This is a genomic window from Pseudomonas sp. MWU15-20650, assembly GCF_023242475.1.
Classification (GTDB): Bacteria; Pseudomonadota; Gammaproteobacteria; order Pseudomonadales; family Pseudomonadaceae; genus Aquipseudomonas.
The window spans coordinates 32,499-48,147 of the sequence record NZ_JALJFG010000033.1; the positions used below are offsets into that span (position 1 = coordinate 32,499).

Annotated in this window: 19 protein-coding genes; 2 read left to right on the top strand and 17 right to left on the bottom strand. The window is 57.1% G+C overall.

Annotated features, from left to right (window positions below; all coding sequences use genetic code 11):
- Positions 1–8 precede the first annotated feature (8 nt).
- Complete coding sequence (tam, locus tag M5B43_RS21315) at positions 9–770, bottom strand: trans-aconitate 2-methyltransferase (RefSeq protein WP_248751964.1); 762 nt, start codon at positions 768–770, stop codon at positions 9–11.
- Between the two features lie 102 nt (positions 771–872).
- On the opposite strand from tam, the gene M5B43_RS21320 reads away from it, so the two are divergent.
- Complete coding sequence (locus tag M5B43_RS21320) at positions 873–1,781, top strand: LysR family transcriptional regulator (protein ID WP_248751965.1); 909 nt, start codon at positions 873–875, stop codon at positions 1,779–1,781.
- A 66-nt stretch (positions 1,782–1,847) separates the two neighbouring features.
- On the opposite strand, the gene M5B43_RS21325 is transcribed toward M5B43_RS21320, so the two are convergent.
- Together M5B43_RS21325 and M5B43_RS21330 are read right to left on the bottom strand one after the other, a co-directional pair.
- Complete coding sequence (locus tag M5B43_RS21325; protein WP_003232445.1) at positions 1,848–2,363, bottom strand: single-stranded DNA-binding protein; 516 nt, start codon at positions 2,361–2,363, stop codon at positions 1,848–1,850.
- A gap of 9 nt (positions 2,364–2,372) precedes the next feature.
- Positions 2,373–3,767 carry an MFS transporter gene (locus M5B43_RS21330; RefSeq protein WP_248751966.1) on the bottom strand — a complete coding sequence of 465 codons (1,395 nt, stop codon included), beginning with the start codon at positions 3,765–3,767 and terminating at the stop codon, positions 2,373–2,375.
- Between the two features lie 178 nt (positions 3,768–3,945).
- On the opposite strand from M5B43_RS21330, the gene uvrA reads away from it, so the two are divergent.
- A complete protein-coding gene (gene uvrA / locus M5B43_RS21335) occupies positions 3,946–6,780 on the top strand; it encodes an excinuclease ABC subunit UvrA (protein ID WP_248751967.1) in 2,835 nt (944 codons plus the stop codon).
- A gap of 63 nt (positions 6,781–6,843) precedes the next feature.
- Here uvrA and bfr read toward each other — a convergent pair whose 3' ends face one another.
- The 14 genes from bfr to rplF form a co-directional block, all read right to left on the bottom strand.
- Positions 6,844–7,308 (bottom strand): bacterioferritin, encoded by a 465-nt coding sequence (bfr, locus tag M5B43_RS21340; RefSeq protein WP_248751968.1) that lies wholly within the window; start codon positions 7,306–7,308, stop codon positions 6,844–6,846.
- A gap of 155 nt (positions 7,309–7,463) precedes the next feature.
- Positions 7,464–8,912, bottom strand: a complete 1,449-nt coding sequence (locus M5B43_RS21345; RefSeq protein ID WP_248751969.1) for a catalase — start codon at positions 8,910–8,912, stop codon at positions 7,464–7,466.
- Positions 8,913–9,151: 239 nt separating this feature from the next.
- Positions 9,152–9,538, bottom strand: a complete 387-nt coding sequence (gene rplQ, locus M5B43_RS21350; RefSeq protein WP_003176402.1) for a 50S ribosomal protein L17 — start codon at positions 9,536–9,538, stop codon at positions 9,152–9,154.
- A 41-nt stretch (positions 9,539–9,579) separates the two neighbouring features.
- On the bottom strand, positions 9,580–10,581 hold the full coding sequence (rpoA, locus tag M5B43_RS21355) for a DNA-directed RNA polymerase subunit alpha (protein ID WP_003176403.1): 1,002 nt from the start codon (positions 10,579–10,581) through the stop codon (positions 9,580–9,582).
- 22 nt (positions 10,582–10,603) lie between these two features.
- Positions 10,604–11,224 carry a 30S ribosomal protein S4 gene (gene rpsD, locus M5B43_RS21360; protein ID WP_003210056.1) on the bottom strand — a complete coding sequence of 207 codons (621 nt, stop codon included), beginning with the start codon at positions 11,222–11,224 and terminating at the stop codon, positions 10,604–10,606.
- Positions 11,225–11,242: 18 nt separating this feature from the next.
- Positions 11,243–11,632, bottom strand: a complete 390-nt coding sequence (gene rpsK, locus M5B43_RS21365) for a 30S ribosomal protein S11 (protein WP_002555466.1) — start codon at positions 11,630–11,632, stop codon at positions 11,243–11,245.
- A 30-nt stretch (positions 11,633–11,662) separates the two neighbouring features.
- Positions 11,663–12,019 carry a 30S ribosomal protein S13 gene (rpsM, locus tag M5B43_RS21370; protein WP_024077676.1) on the bottom strand — a complete coding sequence of 119 codons (357 nt, stop codon included), beginning with the start codon at positions 12,017–12,019 and terminating at the stop codon, positions 11,663–11,665.
- 129 nt (positions 12,020–12,148) lie between these two features.
- Complete coding sequence (gene rpmJ, locus M5B43_RS21375) at positions 12,149–12,265, bottom strand: 50S ribosomal protein L36 (protein WP_002555468.1); 117 nt, start codon at positions 12,263–12,265, stop codon at positions 12,149–12,151.
- A gap of 28 nt (positions 12,266–12,293) precedes the next feature.
- Positions 12,294–13,622, bottom strand: a complete 1,329-nt coding sequence (gene secY, locus M5B43_RS21380; RefSeq protein ID WP_071485371.1) for a preprotein translocase subunit SecY — start codon at positions 13,620–13,622, stop codon at positions 12,294–12,296.
- Positions 13,623–14,060 carry a 50S ribosomal protein L15 gene (rplO, locus tag M5B43_RS21385; protein ID WP_003176407.1) on the bottom strand — a complete coding sequence of 146 codons (438 nt, stop codon included), beginning with the start codon at positions 14,058–14,060 and terminating at the stop codon, positions 13,623–13,625. It abuts the gene before it with no gap.
- A 3-nt stretch (positions 14,061–14,063) separates the two neighbouring features.
- On the bottom strand, positions 14,064–14,240 hold the full coding sequence (rpmD, locus tag M5B43_RS21390) for a 50S ribosomal protein L30 (RefSeq protein ID WP_003176408.1): 177 nt from the start codon (positions 14,238–14,240) through the stop codon (positions 14,064–14,066).
- 2 nt (positions 14,241–14,242) lie between these two features.
- Positions 14,243–14,743, bottom strand: coding sequence for a 30S ribosomal protein S5 (gene rpsE / locus M5B43_RS21395; RefSeq protein ID WP_003176409.1), 501 nt, complete (start codon positions 14,741–14,743; stop codon positions 14,243–14,245).
- A 3-nt stretch (positions 14,744–14,746) separates the two neighbouring features.
- Positions 14,747–15,097: a 50S ribosomal protein L18 gene (rplR, locus tag M5B43_RS21400; RefSeq protein WP_003186037.1), complete on the bottom strand. Its 351-nt coding sequence runs from the start codon at positions 15,095–15,097 to the stop codon at positions 14,747–14,749.
- Between the two features lie 10 nt (positions 15,098–15,107).
- Positions 15,108–15,641, bottom strand: a complete 534-nt coding sequence (gene rplF / locus M5B43_RS21405) for a 50S ribosomal protein L6 (RefSeq protein WP_003176412.1) — start codon at positions 15,639–15,641, stop codon at positions 15,108–15,110.
- Between the last annotated feature and the right edge of the window lie 8 nt (positions 15,642–15,649).

Here is a 15,649-nt window from a genome sequence, read left to right on the forward strand (position 1 = left end):
GGGTGCCTTCAGCGGGTGGCGATGATGAACAGGCGCGGAAATGGCAACAACACGGTGCCATTGGCCAGGGCGGGATAAGCCTGGCTGATCCGTGCCTGATACGCCTGCAGGAAAGCAGCCTTTTCGCTATCGCTCAGCGGCGCAAGAAATGGCCGCAGCGCTGAAGCCTTGAACCACTCCACCACCGCCCCGTGATCCGTCAGCGGGTGCTGATAGGTGGTACGCCACACGTCGACGGTGCTGCAATGCATGCTCAGCAGTTCGTAGTAGTAACTCGCGGTGTGCCGCTCATTGTGTTTGACCGCGCCGATCTTTGCGGCCCATGGACCATCGGCCGCGACTTCGCGAGCCAGGCGATGGGCGGGTTCGTCGAGGTTGTCCGGCGTTTGTACCGCCAGCGTACCGCCCTGTGCCAGCTGGTTGACCAAATGCGGGTAGAGCGTGGCGTGGTCGGGTAGCCATTGCAGCGAGGCGTTGGCCAGGATCACATCGAATGTTTGTCCAGGGTTCCAGGCACCGATATCGGCCAGTTCAAAGTTCAGTGCCGGCAGGCGGTTGCGCGCATCGGCCAGCATGTCATCGGAGCTGTCCATGCCGGTGACTTGTGCTTGCGCGAAGCGCTCGGCCAGCACCTCGGTGGAGTTGCCGGGGCCGCAGCCCAAGTCAACAGCCGTGCGTACGTCGGTATTGGGAATGGCCGCCACCAGGTCGCGGACGGGGCGAGTGCGCTGTTGTTCAAACATCGTGTACTGCTTGGCGGACCAGGTCATCGCGGCTTTCCTTCTTTTTAGCGGTTGGCTACAGCCTAAATCTTGTGAGCCATGAGAACAAATGCCAGGATTGAAGCCCTCCCATACCTGAAAAGTATCCCTATGTTGGAGCTTCGCCAGCTTAGAGCCTTCGTTGCCATTGCCGAGGAAGGCTATATCACCCGTGCAGCCGAACGCCTGGGTATGCAGCAGCCGCCACTGACTCGGCTGCTGCAAAGCCTCGAAGCCGAGTTGGGCGTTGTGTTGATGGAACGCCTGCCACGGGGCGTACGCCCCACCACTGCGGGGCTGGCGTTGCTGGAGGAAGCGCGAGATGTGTTGGCACGTGTCGACGGTGTCGCAGACATAGTGCGTCGGGCCGCCCGCGGTGAGCGAGGCCGACTGTCCATTGGGTTTACCAGTTCGGCGGCCTTGCACCCGTTCGTACCCAGCGTGTTGCGACGGTTCCGCGAAACCTTCGTGGGCGTCTCGGTGGCCCTGGAGGAAGCGGGCACTGGCGAACTGTTGGACGCCTTGCTGCATGAAAAACTCGACGCGGCGTTTATCCGCTCACCACTCAGCGGAACACAGGCGTTGCAGGATGAGCCCATTCTGGTGGAGCCCATGCTGCTGGCGTTGCCCACCGATCATCCATTGGCGATCGATGCTGCATCTCCCCTGCCCTTGGCGGCATTGGCGACCGAGTCCTTTGTGCTTTATCGACGACGCGTGGGGCTCGGGTTGTATGACGCGATCCTGGTGGCTTGCCGTGAAGCGGGGTTCAGCCCGCAGGTGGTCCAGGAAGCACCACGCATGACCGCGACGTTGAGCCTGGTGGCAGCGGGTCTGGGGGTCTCTATTGTGCCGGCGTCGATGCAACGCCTGCGCGGAGATGGCATCGTCTATCGGGCGTTGACGGAGTGCCAGAGCCTGGTGGCGCCACTGCATCTGGCGACGCGAACAGGTGACGACTCCGCGGTACTGCGCCGGTTCAAGGCAATGGTGGTAGCAGCAGCCTCGACGGATACCTGATCAACGACCATAAAAAACCCCCGATGCTTTCGCTATCGGGGGTTTTACTCGTTCTGGGTCGTGGACCTAGAACGGGATATCGTCATCAAAGCTGTCGAAATCCGGAGCCGGCTGAGGAGCCGCCTGCTGAGGCGCTGGACGCGACTCACGCTGTGGCTGCTGGCTTGGCTGCGGACGCGACTGCTGAGGACGCGGTGCCGAGTTGGACATGCCACCCTGGCCCTGTTGGTCGCCCTGTGGACGGCCACCCAGCAGTTGCATGGTGCCTTGCATGTCGACCACGATTTCGGTGGTGTAACGCTTGATGCCGTCTTTTTCCCACTCGCGGGTTTGCAGTTTACCTTCGATGTAGACCTGCGAACCTTTACGCAGGTATTCACCCGCGATCTCTGCAACCTTGCCGAACATCGACACACGGTGCCATTCGGTTTTCTCGACCTTCTGGCCGGTTTGCTTGTCGGTCCACTGTTCGCTGGTCGCCAGACTCAGGTTGGTCACGGCATTACCGTTAGGCAAGTAGCGAACCTCGGGATCCTGGCCGCAAGTACCGACCAATATGACTTTGTTAACCCCACGGGCCATAACGTTCTCCTAGGCTGGGCGCGCTGTCGGCACTGGGTTGACCAGTTGCTCGAGCGTCGCGCGATCCAATAATTCGGTGTCCAATTTGATGTAAATGGCTGCCTCTTCGGCAACCACGACTGCATCGGTTACCCCAACGACGGCCTTCAGGCGCTCTACCAGGCCAGCTTCACGAACGGCTTCGGGCGACAACGGCATGCGCAGGCTTGTAACGTATGGGGGTTCGCGCATGGTAACAGCAAAGACCAGCCAAAGTGCAGCCAGCCCGGCGCATCCCAGGAACACAACCGACAAACCGCCATGCTGGAACATCCAGCCACCCATGATGCCGCCCAGTGCGGAGCCAAGGAACTGGCTGGTGGAATACACCCCCATCGCCGTGCCCTTGCCGCCGGCCGGTGAAACTTTACTGATCAGCGAAGGCAGCGAAGCTTCCAGCAGGTTGAACGCGGTGAAGAACACCACCGTGCCGATTACCAGCGCCCGCAGGCTATCGCCGAACTGCCAGAAGAATAGCTCAGTGAGCATCAGTGTCGCGACGGCGCCGAGTAAAACTCGTTTCATTTTGCGTTTCTTCTCGCCATAGATGATGAACGGAATCATGGCGAAGAACGAAATCAACAAGGCGGTCAGGTAGACCCACCAGTGTTGTTCCTTGGGCAGACCGGCTTTTTGCACCAGGGCCAGGGGCAATGCGACGAAGCTGCACATCAACATCGCGTGCAACACGAAGATACCTAAATCCAGGCGCAGCAGATCCGGGTGCTTGAGCGTCGGCAATAACGCCTTGCGTGCGACGCCGGACTCACGGTGCTGCAGCGTGCCAGTAGAGCGCGGCACCATGAAGGCCACGATCACGATACCGAACAACGCCATGCCACCGGTGGCCAGGAACAAGCCGTGCAAGCCAAACGCGCGCGTCAGCAAAGGGCCGACCACCATGGCCACGGCAAACGAAAGACCGATGGTCATGCCGATCATGGCCATGGCCTTGGTGCGGTGTTGTTCGCGGGTGAGGTCAGACAGCAACGCCATGACCGCGGCGGAAATCGCACCGGCGCCCTGCAGCACGCGCCCGGCGATCACGCCCCAGATCGAATCGGACTGTGCCGCAAGCACGCTGCCAAGGGCAAATACGATCAGCCCGAGGTAAATCACCGGGCGACGGCCAATACGGTCGGAAATGATCCCGAACGGAATCTGGAAGATCGCCTGGGTCAGTCCGTAGGCGCCAATGGCCAGGCCGATCAATGCGGGGGTCGCTCCTGCGAGATCCATTCCATAGGTCGCCAGCACCGGCAACACCATAAACATGCCAAGCATACGGAAGGCGAACACCAGGGCCAGACCGCTTGCCGCTCGGGTCTCGCCGCTACTCATGCGTTCGCTGTGGGGATCGTGCATGGAAAAACCTCGTGTGAACCGGCGGCGATTCTACCAGTCCCATCGATTGAGAGGGTATATGCGGCGCTTTGCCGCGCAGCTTTCATGTAAGGCTGCAAGCAGCCTTTTGACAGTGTATATTCATCCAGTCTTTAGCCGTATACTCCAGCATTATTTACGCCCGCCGTGCGAGGCCATCTTGGACAAGATCCTGATTCGTGGGGCTAGAACCCACAACCTGAAGAACATCGACCTGACCCTGCCCCGGGACAAACTGATCGTTATCACCGGCTTGTCCGGGTCCGGCAAATCGTCCCTGGCGTTCGACACGCTGTATGCCGAAGGTCAGCGTCGCTATGTGGAGTCACTGTCGGCCTATGCCCGACAGTTCCTGTCGATGATGGAAAAACCCGACGTCGACACCATCGAAGGTTTGTCGCCGGCGATTTCCATCGAGCAGAAGTCAACCTCCCATAACCCGCGCTCCACTGTGGGTACCATCACCGAAATCTACGACTACTTGCGCCTGCTGTACGCACGGGTAGGTATCCCCCGCTGCCCGGACCACGACATTCCACTGGAAGCCCAGACTGTCAGCCAGATGGTCGACCTGGTGCTGGCCCAGCCGGAAGGCGCCAAGCTGATGCTGCTGGCGCCGGTTATTCGCGAGCGCAAGGGTGAACATCTTTCGGTCTTCGAAGAGCTGCGTGCACAAGGTTTCGTGCGCGCACGCATCAACGGCAAGCTCTATGAGCTGGATGAAGCGCCGAAGCTCGACAAGCAGAAAAAGCATTCCATCGATGTCGTGGTCGACCGTTTCAAGGTACGTGCCGACCTGCAACAGCGCTTGGCGGAATCGTTCGAGACCGCACTGAAACTGGCCGATGGCATTGCCTTGGTAGCGCCGATGGACGACGAGCCGGGTGAAGAAATCATCTTCTCCGCACGCTTTGCCTGCCCGATTTGTGGCCATGCCATCAGCGAGCTGGAGCCCAAGCTGTTTTCCTTCAACAACCCGGCCGGCGCGTGCCCGACCTGCGATGGCCTGGGTGTGAAACAATTCTTCGACATCAAGCGCCTGGTCAATGGCGAGCTGACGTTGGCGGAGGGGGCGATACGCGGCTGGGACAGGCGTAACGTCTACTACTTCCAGATGCTGGGGTCGCTGGCGTCCCACTATAAATTCAGCCTGGAAGTGCCCTTCAATCAATTGCCAGCTGACCAGCAGAAAGTCATCCTGCACGGCAGTGGTTCGCAGAATGTCGACTTCAAATACCTGAATGACCGTGGCGACATCGTCAAACGCTCCCACCCATTCGAAGGCATTGTGCCGAACCTGGAACGCCGCTACCGCGAGACCGAGTCGGCAAGCGTGCGCGAAGAGCTGGCGAAATTCCTCAGCACCCAACCTTGCCCGGACTGCCGGGGCACGCGGCTGCGTCGCGAGGCTCGCCATGTATGGGTCGGTGAGAAAACATTGCCGGCGGTGACCAACCTGCCGATTGGCGATGCCTGCGAGTACTTTGGTGTGCTCAAGCTGACGGGGCGTCGTGGGGAGATTGCCGACAAGATCCTCAAGGAGATCCGCGAGCGCCTGCAGTTCCTGGTTAACGTTGGCCTGGACTATTTGTCGCTGGATCGTAGCGCCGATACCTTGTCGGGCGGTGAGGCCCAGCGGATTCGTCTGGCCAGCCAGATTGGCGCGGGCCTGGTCGGCGTGCTGTATATCCTTGATGAACCATCGATTGGCTTGCATCAGCGCGATAACGATCGCCTGCTGGGCACGCTGAAACACCTGCGGGATATCGGCAATACGGTGATTGTGGTCGAGCACGATGAAGACGCAATTCGCCTGGCCGATTACGTGGTCGATATCGGCCCGGGCGCCGGCGTACATGGTGGCCATATCGTCGCCCAAGGTACGCCTGCCGAGGTAATGGCCCACCCGGACTCACTGACAGGCAAGTACCTCTCCGGCCGTGTGAAGATTGAAGTGCCGGCCAAGCGCACGCCACGCAACAAGAAGATGGCGCTGCACCTCAAGGGCGCGCGTGGCAACAATTTGCGCAATGTCGACCTGGAAATCCCATTGGGCTTGCTGACCTGCGTGACTGGTGTGTCCGGTTCAGGCAAGTCGACACTGATCAACAACACCCTGTTCCCCTTGAGTGCCACCGCCTTGAACGGCGCGACCACCCTGGAAGCGGCTGCACATGACAGCATCAAGGGCCTGGAGCTTCTGGACAAAGTGGTCGATATCGACCAAAGCCCGATTGGCCGAACACCGCGCTCCAACCCCGCGACCTACACCGGGCTGTTTACGCCGATTCGCGAGCTGTTTGCGGGTGTCCCGGAAGCCCGTTCGCGAGGCTATGGGCCTGGCCGTTTCTCATTCAACGTCAAGGGCGGGCGCTGCGAGGCGTGCCAGGGCGATGGCCTGATCAAGGTGGAGATGCACTTCCTGCCGGACATCTACGTGCCGTGCGATGTGTGCAAGAGCAAACGCTATAACCGCGAAACCCTGGAGATCAAATACAAGGGCAAGAGCATCCACGAAACCCTGGAAATGACCATCGAGGAGGCCCGGGAGTTCTTCGACGCGGTACCGGCATTGGCGCGCAAGCTCCAGACGCTGATGGACGTGGGTCTGTCGTACATCAAACTGGGTCAGTCGGCCACTACGCTGTCGGGGGGCGAGGCGCAACGGGTCAAGCTGTCTCGTGAGCTGTCCAAACGTGATACCGGCAAGACCTTGTATATCCTCGATGAGCCGACCACCGGCTTGCATTTTGCGGATATCCAGCAATTGCTGGACGTTCTGCACCGCTTGCGAGACCACGGCAACACCGTTGTGGTGATCGAGCACAACCTTGATGTGATCAAGACCGCCGACTGGCTGGTAGACCTCGGGCCGGAAGGCGGCTCCAAGGGAGGCCAGATCATTGCGGTGGGCACGCCGGAGCAGGTCTCCGAAATGCCACAGTCGCACACCGGCTACTACTTGAAGCCATTGTTGGCGCGCGATAAAGCCTGATTTATCGGGCCCATGAAAAAGCCCCTGTCACTTTGCGGTGACAGGGGCTTTTTTGTAGGTGAATCAGCACTGCGATTGCAGGTAATTCTCCAGACCGATCAATTTGATCAGGCCCAACTGCTTTTCCAACCAATAGGTGTGATCTTCTTCGGTGTCATTCAACTGTACGCGGAGGATTTCACGGGTGACATAGTCGTTGTGCTGCTCGCAGAGCTCGATGCCTTTGCAGAGCGCGGCACGGACCTTGTATTCGAGGCGAAGATCGGCAGCGAGCATGTCAGGCACCGTGGTACCCACATCCAGGTCGTCAGGACGCATGCGCGGGGTGCCTTCCAGCATCAGGATACGGCGCATCAGTGCGTCAGCGTGCTGTGCCTCTTCTTCCATCTCATGGTTGATACGTTCGTAGAGCTCGGTGAAGCCCCAATCTTCGTACATACGCGAATGGATGAAATATTGGTCACGAGCTGCCAGTTCGCCCGTCAGCAACGTGTTGAGGTAATCGATTACGTCGGGGTGACCTTGCATCGCCCTACATCTCCCTGCTTGAAAGTCTGTAGTTTGAACCATGATGACTCGGAGGTCACGGGATCAACGGCAGAAAAGTGAAGATTTCCGGAGAAAAGTAGCTGAAATAACGCAAAAACCGCCCAAATGAGGGCGGTTCTGCTTATCGTTTAGAGTCAGTTAAGCGATACACCCAGGGCCTTTGCGATTGCTTCTCCATAAGCGGGGTCTGCCTTATAGAAGTGCTGCAACTGACGTTGAACCACATCGCTGGAGACACCGCCCATCGCACCGGCAATGTTGCTGGTGAGCAGGGCTTTCTGCTCGTCGCTCATGAGGCGGAACAGCGCGCCGGCATGGCTGTAGTAGTCCGTGTCTTCACGGTGATCGTACCGATCGGCAGCGCCGCTCAGGGCCAGCGCCGGCTCTGCGTACTGCGGAGCCTGCTTCGGTGCATCGGCGTAGCTGTTTGGCTCGTAGTTGGGAGCCGCACCGCCGTTACTACCGAAAGCCATGGAACCGTCACGCTGGTAGCTATTCACCGGGCTACGAGGCGCATTTACCGGCAGTTGCTGGTGGTTGGTGCCAACACGGTAGCGGTGAGCATCGGCGTAAGCGAAAACACGACCTTGCAGCATACGGTCTGGCGATAAGCCAACACCTGGGACCATGTTGCTTGGACCGAACGCGGCCTGCTCCACTTCGGCGAAGTAGTTTTGCGGGTTGCGGTTCAATTCCAGCTCGCCGACTTCGATCAACGGGAACTCCTTCTGCGACCAAGTCTTGGTCACATCGAAGGGGTTCTCGTAGTGAGCGTTGGCCTGGGCCTCAGTCATGATCTGGATGCAGACGCGCCATTTCGGGAAATCACCGCGCTCGATCGCACCAAACAAATCGCGCTGGGCGTAATCAGGGTCGGTACCGGCCAGGCGTGCAGCTTCGGCCGGCGCCAGGTTCTTGATGCCTTGCTTGGTTTTATAGTGCCACTTCACCCAGTGCCGCTCGCCCTTGGCGTTGATCAAGCTATAAGTGTGGCTACCGAAGCCATGCATGTGACGGTAGCCGTCAGGAATGCCACGGTCCGAAAACAGGATGGTGACCTGATGCAGCGCCTCCGGTGAATGTGACCAGAAGTCCCACATCATCTGCGCGCTTTTCAGGTTGCTTTGCGGCAGGCGTTTCTGGGTATGGATAAAGTCAGGGAACTTCAGGGGGTCACGGATGAAGAACACAGGGGTGTTATTACCCACAATGTCCCAATTGCCTTCTTCGGTGTAGAACTTCAAGGCGAAGCCGCGTGGGTCACGCTCAGTGTCAGCCGAGCCGCGCTCGCCGCCTACAGTGGAAAACCGCAGGAAGGTCGGGGTTTGCTTACCGATGGACTCAAACAGCTTGGCGCTGGTGTACTGCGTAATGTCTTGGGTGACAGTGAAGGTGCCATAGGCGCCCGAGCCCTTAGCGTGTACACGGCGCTCAGGAATGTTTTCACGGTTGAAATGAGCGAGCTTCTCGATCAGATGAAAATCGTCGAGCAGCAACGGGCCGCGCGGACCGGCGGAACGGGAATTCTGGTTATCCGCAACGGGCGCGCCGCTGGCGGTAGTAAGGATTTTATTCTGGCTCATGCTCAATTTCCCTCAGGTCGGACTTGGAACTGCCGGCTAATCGGCTTGGATGAAGTATCGATCATCAATATGACGTCTACAAATTCATTAAATTGTAGGCATCGATAGAGAATAACTACCAAACCCTACAAACCTCATAGTTCCGAGCATATTCCGTGGGGGACTTGTACGTATCGCGCTTTTATAACGCGCACAAAAAACCGGGCACTAGGCCCGGTTCTTCGTTGCAGACTGTCGTCTTACTCGGCGCTTACAGCTTCGCCGGCAGTAGCACGATCAACCAACTCGACGTACGCCATAGGCGCGTTGTCGCCAGCGCGGAAACCGCACTTGAGGATGCGCAGGTAGCCACCCTCACGGGTAGCGTAACGCTTGCCCAGGTCGTTGAAGAGCTTACCAACGATAGCTTTCGAACGAGTACGGTCGAAAGCCAGACGGCGGTTAGCCAGGCTGTCTGTCTTGGCCAAAGTGATCAGCGGCTCAGCAACGCGACGCAGTTCTTTAGCTTTCGGCAGTGTAGTTTTGATCAGCTCGTGCTCGAACAGCGACACCGCCATGTTTTGGAACATGGCCTTGCGGTGCGAGCTGGTACGGCTCAGGTGACGACCACTTTTACGATGACGCATGGTTCATTCCTTACCAAACTCACGTTCGGTGATTACGACGATCAGGCAGTCGCCTTGTCGTCCTTCTTAAGACTTGCAGGCGGCCAGTTGTCGAGGCGCATGCCGAGGGACAGACCGCGGGAGGCCAGAACGTCCTTGATTTCAGTCAAGGATTTCTTGCCCAGGTTCGGAGTCTTCAACAGTTCTACTTCGGTACGCTGAATCAGGTCGCCGATGTAGTAAATGTTTTCCGCCTTAAGGCAGTTAGCCGAACGTACAGTCAGTTCCAGATCGTCAACCGGGCGAAGCAGGATCGGATCGATCTCGTCTTCCTGCTCGATTACCACAGGTTCGCTGTCACCTTTGAGGTCGACGAACGCAGCCAACTGCTGTTGCAGAATGGTTGCAGCGCGGCGGATAGCCTCTTCAGGATCCAGAGTACCGTTGGTTTCCAGATCAATAACCAGCTTGTCCAGGTTAGTACGCTGCTCGACACGGGCGTTTTCCACCACGTATGCGATACGGCGAACCGGGCTGAACGAAGAGTCAAGCTGCAAGCGACCAATGCTGCGGCTTTCGTCTTCATCGCTCTGACGCGAGTCGGCCGGTTCATAACCACGACCACGAGCTACGGTGAGCTTCATGTTCAGGGCGCCGTTAGACGCCAGGTTAGCGATTACGTGATCGGGGTTAACGATCTCGACATCATGATCCAGCTGAATATCGGCAGCGGTAACCACCCCCGAACCCTTCTTCGACAAGGTCAGCGTAACTTCGTCACGGCCGTGCAGCTTGATAGCCAGACCTTTAAGGTTCAACAGGATTTCAATTACGTCTTCCTGTACACCTTCGATGGCGCTGTACTCGTGGAGCACACCGTCAATCTCGGCCTCGACTACTGCACAGCCGGGCATTGAGGACAACAGGATGCGGCGCAGCGCGTTGCCCAGGGTGTGGCCAAAACCACGCTCGAGAGGCTCGAGAGTGATCTTGGCGCGGGTTGGACTGACAACCTGCACATCAATGTGGCGGGGTGTCAGGAACTCATTTACCGAAATCTGCATGGATGCACCTATTTTCTAGCCCTTACTTGGAGTAGAGCTCGACAATCAGGCTTTCGTTGATGTCGGCGGACAGATCACTGCGAGCAGGAACGTTCTTGAAAACGCCCGACTTCTTCTCAGTGTCTACTTCTACCCATTCTACGCGGCCACGTTGGGCACACAGATCGAGAGCTTGGACAATGCGAAGTTGGTTTTTTGCTTTCTCGCGAATCGCGACCACGTCACCAGCACGAACCTGGTAAGACGGTACGTTAACGGTTTGGCCGTTTACGCTGACGGATTTGTGCGATACCAGCTGACGGGATTCGGCGCGAGTCGAACCAAAGCCCATACGGTATACAACGTTGTCCAGACGGCATTCGAGCAGTTGCAGCAGGTTTTCACCAGTTGCACCTTTCTTGCCAGCAGCTTCTTTGTAGTAGCCGCTGAACTGACGCTCGAGAACGCCGTAGATACGACGGACCTTCTGCTTTTCACGCAGTTGGGTGCCGTAGTCGGACTGGCGACCGCGGCGTTGGCCGTGGATACCAGGTGCTGCTTCAATGTTGCACTTCGATTCGATCGCGCGCACGCCGCTCTTCAGGAAGAGATCGGTGCCTTCGCGACGAGCGAGTTTGCATTTTGGACCAATGTAACGAGCCATTCTTTACAATCTCCTGGATTACACGCGGCGCTTCTTCGGCGGACGGCACCCGTTGTGCGGGATTGGCGTCACGTCGGTGATGCTGGCGATCTTATAGCCACAGCCGTTCAAAGCACGGACAGCAGACTCACGACCTGGACCTGGACCTTTGACGTTAACGTCGAGGTTTTTCAGGCCATATTCCAGCGCAGCTTGACCAGCACGTTCAGCAGCTACTTGAGCAGCAAACGGGGTGGACTTGCGGGAACCGCGGAAACCCGAACCACCAGAGGTAGCCCAAGACAGCGCGTTACCTTGACGGTCGGTGATGGTCACGATGGTGTTGTTAAAAGATGCATGGATGTGGGCGATGCCATCAACCACTGTCTTTTTAACTTTTTTACGAGGACGAGCAGCAGGTTTTGCCATGATAATTTTCCTGTCGATTCGCTGGGGCGATTACTTGCGGATCGGCTTACGCGGACCTTTACGGGTACGCGCGTTAGTCTTGGTACGCTGACCGCGTACTGGAAGACCACGACGATGACGCAGACCGCGATAGCAACCGAGGTCCATCAAACGCTTGATTTTCATGTTGATTTCGCGACGCAGGTCACCTTCAGTGGTGAACTTCGCCACTTCGCCACGCAGCAATTCAATCTGCTCGTCGCTCAGATCCTTGATCTTAGCGGCTGGGTTTACCCCAGCAACTGCGCAAATTTTCTGCGCAGTAGTGCGACCAACACCATAGATGTAGGTCAGCGAGATAACAGTGTGCTTGTTATCTGGAATGTTAACGCCTGCAATACGGGCCATTCAGTGGGACTCCAATTGACAGCTACCTACGCCCCGGAAGCCAAGAAATAGGGCGCGAGATAATATCGCTGTAATAACAAATAATCAACCCGGCAGCGCACTAGCTGCCGGGCTTCAAGCGGATCACACTCAGCCTTGGCGCTGTTTGTGACGCGGTTCCGCGCTGCAAATTACTCGAACAACACCTTCGCGGCGAATAATTTTGCAGTTACGGCACAGCTTTTTCACCGATGCACGAACTTTCATCACCAACTCCTCGAACCTTATGGGGTACTCAGCGCAACATGCCGCTGCCGTAGCCCTTCAGGTTGGCTTTCTTCATCAGGGATTCGTACTGGTGCGAAACGAGGTGCGATTGTACTTGGGACATGAAGTCCATCACAACCACGACCACGATCAGCAACGAGGTCCCGCCAAGGTAGAACGGAACGTTTGCTGCAACCACCAGGAACTGGGGCAACAAGCACACGGCCGTCATATATAGAGCACCGAACAGGGTCAAACGAGTCAGAACGCCATCAATGTAGCGCGCCGACTGCTCACCTGGACGGATACCCGGAATAAAGGCACCGGACTTCTTCAGGTTTTCCGCTACGTCTTTCGGATTGAACATCAACGCCGTATAGAAGAAGCAGAAGAAAATAATCCCTGCACTAAACAGCAGAATATTCAACGGCTGACCAGGAGCGATCGACTGAGAGAGGTCCTGCAGCCAGCCCATATTTTCAGACTGACCAAACCAGGTACCCAACGAAGCCGGAAACAGCAAAATGCTGCTCGCGAAAATTGCCGGAATAACACCGGCCATATTCACTTTCAGCGGCAAGTGGCTGGTCTGCGCAGCAAAAACCTTACGGCCCTGCTGACGCTTGGCGTAGTGAACAGCAATACGACGCTGGCCACGCTCAATGAACACCACAAAACCGATAATCGCTACTGCCAGCAAACCGATGGCAACCAGGGCGAAGATATTGATATCACCCTGACGCGCAGACTCGAAAGACTGCCCGATTGCTCTCGGAAGACCGGCGACGATACCTGCGAAAATCAACATCGAGATACCGTTACCAACACCACGCTCAGTAATCTGCTCACCCAGCCACATCATGAACATCGCACCAGCCACAAAAGTGGATACCGCGACGAAATAGAAGCCAAAGTCACCAGTGAACGCAACACCCTGCCCTGCCAGACCAACGGACATGCCGATAGCTTGAACCAGGGCGAGGATGACAGTGCCGTAGCGGGTGTACTGGCTTATCTTGCGACGGCCAGCTTCACCTTCCTTCTTCAACTGCTCCAGCTGCGGGCTGACGGCGGTCATCAGCTGCATGATGATCGATGCCGAGATGTACGGCATGATCCCCAATGCAAAAATGCTCATCCGCTCCAGCGCGCCGCCGGAAAACATGTTGAACAAGCTAAGAATGGTCCCCTCATTCTGTCGAAACAGATCTGCGAGTCGATCCGGGTTGATACCTGGAACCGGGATGTGTGCGCCTATTCGGTAGACGATAATCGCCAGGAACAGAAAACGCAGACGAGCCCAAAGTTCAGACATACCGCCTTTGCCGAGCGCTGAGAGAGCACCTTGCTTAGCCATTTATTCCTCGAACTTGCCGCCAGCTGCTTCGATAGCCGAACGCGCACCTTTGGTGGCGCCGATTCCCTTGCCGATAGTGACAGCGCGAGTCACTTCACCGGACAGCATGATTTTCACACGCTGTACGTTGACGTTGATCACGTTGGCATCTTTCAGGGTCTGCACAGTAACGATGTCGCCTTCCACTTTAGCCAGCTCGGACAGACGCACTTCTGCGCGGTCCATGGCTTTCAGGGATACGAAACCGAACTTAGGCAGGCGACGATGCAGCGGCTGTTGACCGCCTTCAAAGCCTGGAGCGATGGTGCCACCGGAGCGGGAGGTTTGACCTTTGTGGCCACGGCCACCAGTCTTACCCAAACCGCTACCGATACCACGGCCCGGACGATGCTTTTCGCGACGGGAACCCGGCGCTGGACTCAGATCATTGAGTTTCATCGATTAACCCTCTACACGCAGCATGTAGTAAGCCTTGTTGATCATCCCGCGATTCTCGGGAGTATCCTGGACTTCTACAGTGTGACCGATGCGACGCAGACCCAAACCTTTAACGCACAGTTTGTGGTTAGGAATGCGGCCGGTCATGCTTTTGATCAGCGTTACTTTAACGGTAGCCATGATCAGAAGATCTCCTTGACAGTCAGACCACGCTTGGCAGCGATGGACTCAGGAGATTGCATAGCTTTCAAACCTTTGAAAGTGGCGTGAACCACGTTTACCGGGTTAGTCGAGCCGTAGCACTTGGCCAGAACGTTCTGAACGCCAGCAACTTCGAGAACAGCACGCATAGCGCCGCCAGCGATGATACCGGTACCTTCAGAAGCAGGCTGCATGTACACCTTCGAAGCGCCATGAGCGGACTTCATTGCGTACTGCAGAGTGGTGCCGTTCAGATCAACTTGGATCATGTTGCGACGAGCAGCTTCCATTGCCTTCTGGATCGCAGCAGGCACTTCACGCGACTTGCCACGGCCGAAGCCAACACGGCCTTTACCATCACCCACCACGGTCAACGCGGTGAAGGTGAAGATACGGCCGCCTTTAACGGTTTTGGCTACGCGGTTAACTTGAACCAGCTTCTCAATGTAGCCTTCGTCGCGCTTTTGGTCGTTATTTGACATAACTTAGAACTCCAGCCCAGCTTCACGAGCAGCATCAGCCAGCGCTTTCACGCGACCGTGGTACTTGAAGCCAGAGCGGTCGAAAGCCACTTGCGAGACGCCAGCGGCCTTAGCACGCGTAGCGACCAGCTGGCCAACCTTAGTGGCCGCGTCGATGTTGCCAGTGGCACCATCACGCAGTTCTTTATCCAAAGTCGAGGCGCTTGCCAGGACTTTGTTGCCGTCGGCCGAGATGACCTGGGCGTAGATGTGCTGCGACGAGCGGAACACGCAGAGACGCACGACTTCGAGTTCGTGCATTTTCAGGCGTGCTTTGCGAGCGCGACGCAGTCGAGTAACTTTTTTGTCGGTCATTTGCTATGCCCTACTTCTTCTTGGCTTCTTTACGACGGACGACTTCGTCCGCGTAGCGCACACCTTTGCCTTTGTACGGCTCTGGTGGACGGAAGTCGCGGATCTCAGCAGCCACTTGACCTACCAGTTGCTTGTCGATGCCCTTGATCAGGATATCGGTCTGGCTAGGGGTCTCAGCGGTGATGCCTTCCGGCAGTTCGTAATCCACTGGGTGCGAGAAGCCAAGGGCCAGGTTCAAAACCGTGCCTTTTGCTTGCGCTTTGTAACCAACACCGACCAGCTGGAGCTTGCGCTCGAAGCCTTGGCTTACGCCTTGGACCATGTTGTTTACCAACGCACGCGTGGTACCGGCCATTGCGCGAGTTTGTTGATCGCCATTGCGAGCAGCGAAACGCAGCTCACCAGCTTCTTCAACGATCTCAACGGACGAATGGATGTTCAGTTCAAGAGTACCCTTGGCACCCTTCACCGAAAGCTGTTGGCCTGCGAATTTGACTTCGACACCGGCTGGCAGCTTAACGGGGTTCTTAGCGACGCGAGACATGCTTATCC

What these genes read in the sequence shown, in the direction of transcription:
- rplF (WP_003176412.1), bottom strand. Translation starts at nt 15,641, where the DNA reads ATGTCTCGCGTCGCTAAGAACCCCGTTAAGCTGCCAGCCGGTGTCGAA.
- rpsM (WP_024077676.1), bottom strand. Translation starts at nt 12,019, where the DNA reads ATGGCCCGTATTGCAGGCGTTAACATTCCAGATAACAAGCACACTGTT.
- M5B43_RS21345 (WP_248751969.1), bottom strand. Translation starts at nt 8,912, where the DNA reads ATGAGCCAGAATAAAATCCTTACTACCGCCAGCGGCGCGCCCGTTGCG.
- rpsK (WP_002555466.1), bottom strand. Translation starts at nt 11,632, where the DNA reads ATGGCAAAACCTGCTGCTCGTCCTCGTAAAAAAGTTAAAAAGACAGTG.
- rpsD (WP_003210056.1), bottom strand. Translation starts at nt 11,224, where the DNA reads ATGGCTCGTTACATTGGTCCAAAATGCAAACTCGCTCGTCGCGAAGGC.
- secY (WP_071485371.1), bottom strand. Translation starts at nt 13,622, where the DNA reads ATGGCTAAGCAAGGTGCTCTCTCAGCGCTCGGCAAAGGCGGTATGTCT.
- tam (WP_248751964.1), bottom strand. Translation starts at nt 770, where the DNA reads ATGACCTGGTCCGCCAAGCAGTACACGATGTTTGAACAACAGCGCACT.
- rpmD (WP_003176408.1), bottom strand. Translation starts at nt 14,240, where the DNA reads ATGGCTACCGTTAAAGTAACGCTGATCAAAAGCATGACCGGCCGCATT.
- rplQ (WP_003176402.1), bottom strand. Translation starts at nt 9,538, where the DNA reads ATGCGTCATCGTAAAAGTGGTCGTCACCTGAGCCGTACCAGCTCGCAC.
- bfr (WP_248751968.1), bottom strand. Translation starts at nt 7,308, where the DNA reads ATGCAAGGTCACCCCGACGTAATCGATTACCTCAACACGTTGCTGACG.
- M5B43_RS21330 (WP_248751966.1), bottom strand. Translation starts at nt 3,767, where the DNA reads ATGCACGATCCCCACAGCGAACGCATGAGTAGCGGCGAGACCCGAGCG.
- rpmJ (WP_002555468.1), bottom strand. Translation starts at nt 12,265, where the DNA reads ATGAAAGTTCGTGCATCGGTGAAAAAGCTGTGCCGTAACTGCAAAATT.
- rplR (WP_003186037.1), bottom strand. Translation starts at nt 15,097, where the DNA reads ATGACCGACAAAAAAGTTACTCGACTGCGTCGCGCTCGCAAAGCACGC.
- rplO (WP_003176407.1), bottom strand. Translation starts at nt 14,060, where the DNA reads ATGAAACTCAATGATCTGAGTCCAGCGCCGGGTTCCCGTCGCGAAAAG.
- rpsE (WP_003176409.1), bottom strand. Translation starts at nt 14,743, where the DNA reads ATGTCAAATAACGACCAAAAGCGCGACGAAGGCTACATTGAGAAGCTG.
- M5B43_RS21320 (WP_248751965.1), top strand. Translation starts at nt 873, where the DNA reads ATGTTGGAGCTTCGCCAGCTTAGAGCCTTCGTTGCCATTGCCGAGGAA.
- M5B43_RS21325 (WP_003232445.1), bottom strand. Translation starts at nt 2,363, where the DNA reads ATGGCCCGTGGGGTTAACAAAGTCATATTGGTCGGTACTTGCGGCCAG.
- rpoA (WP_003176403.1), bottom strand. Translation starts at nt 10,581, where the DNA reads ATGCAGATTTCGGTAAATGAGTTCCTGACACCCCGCCACATTGATGTG.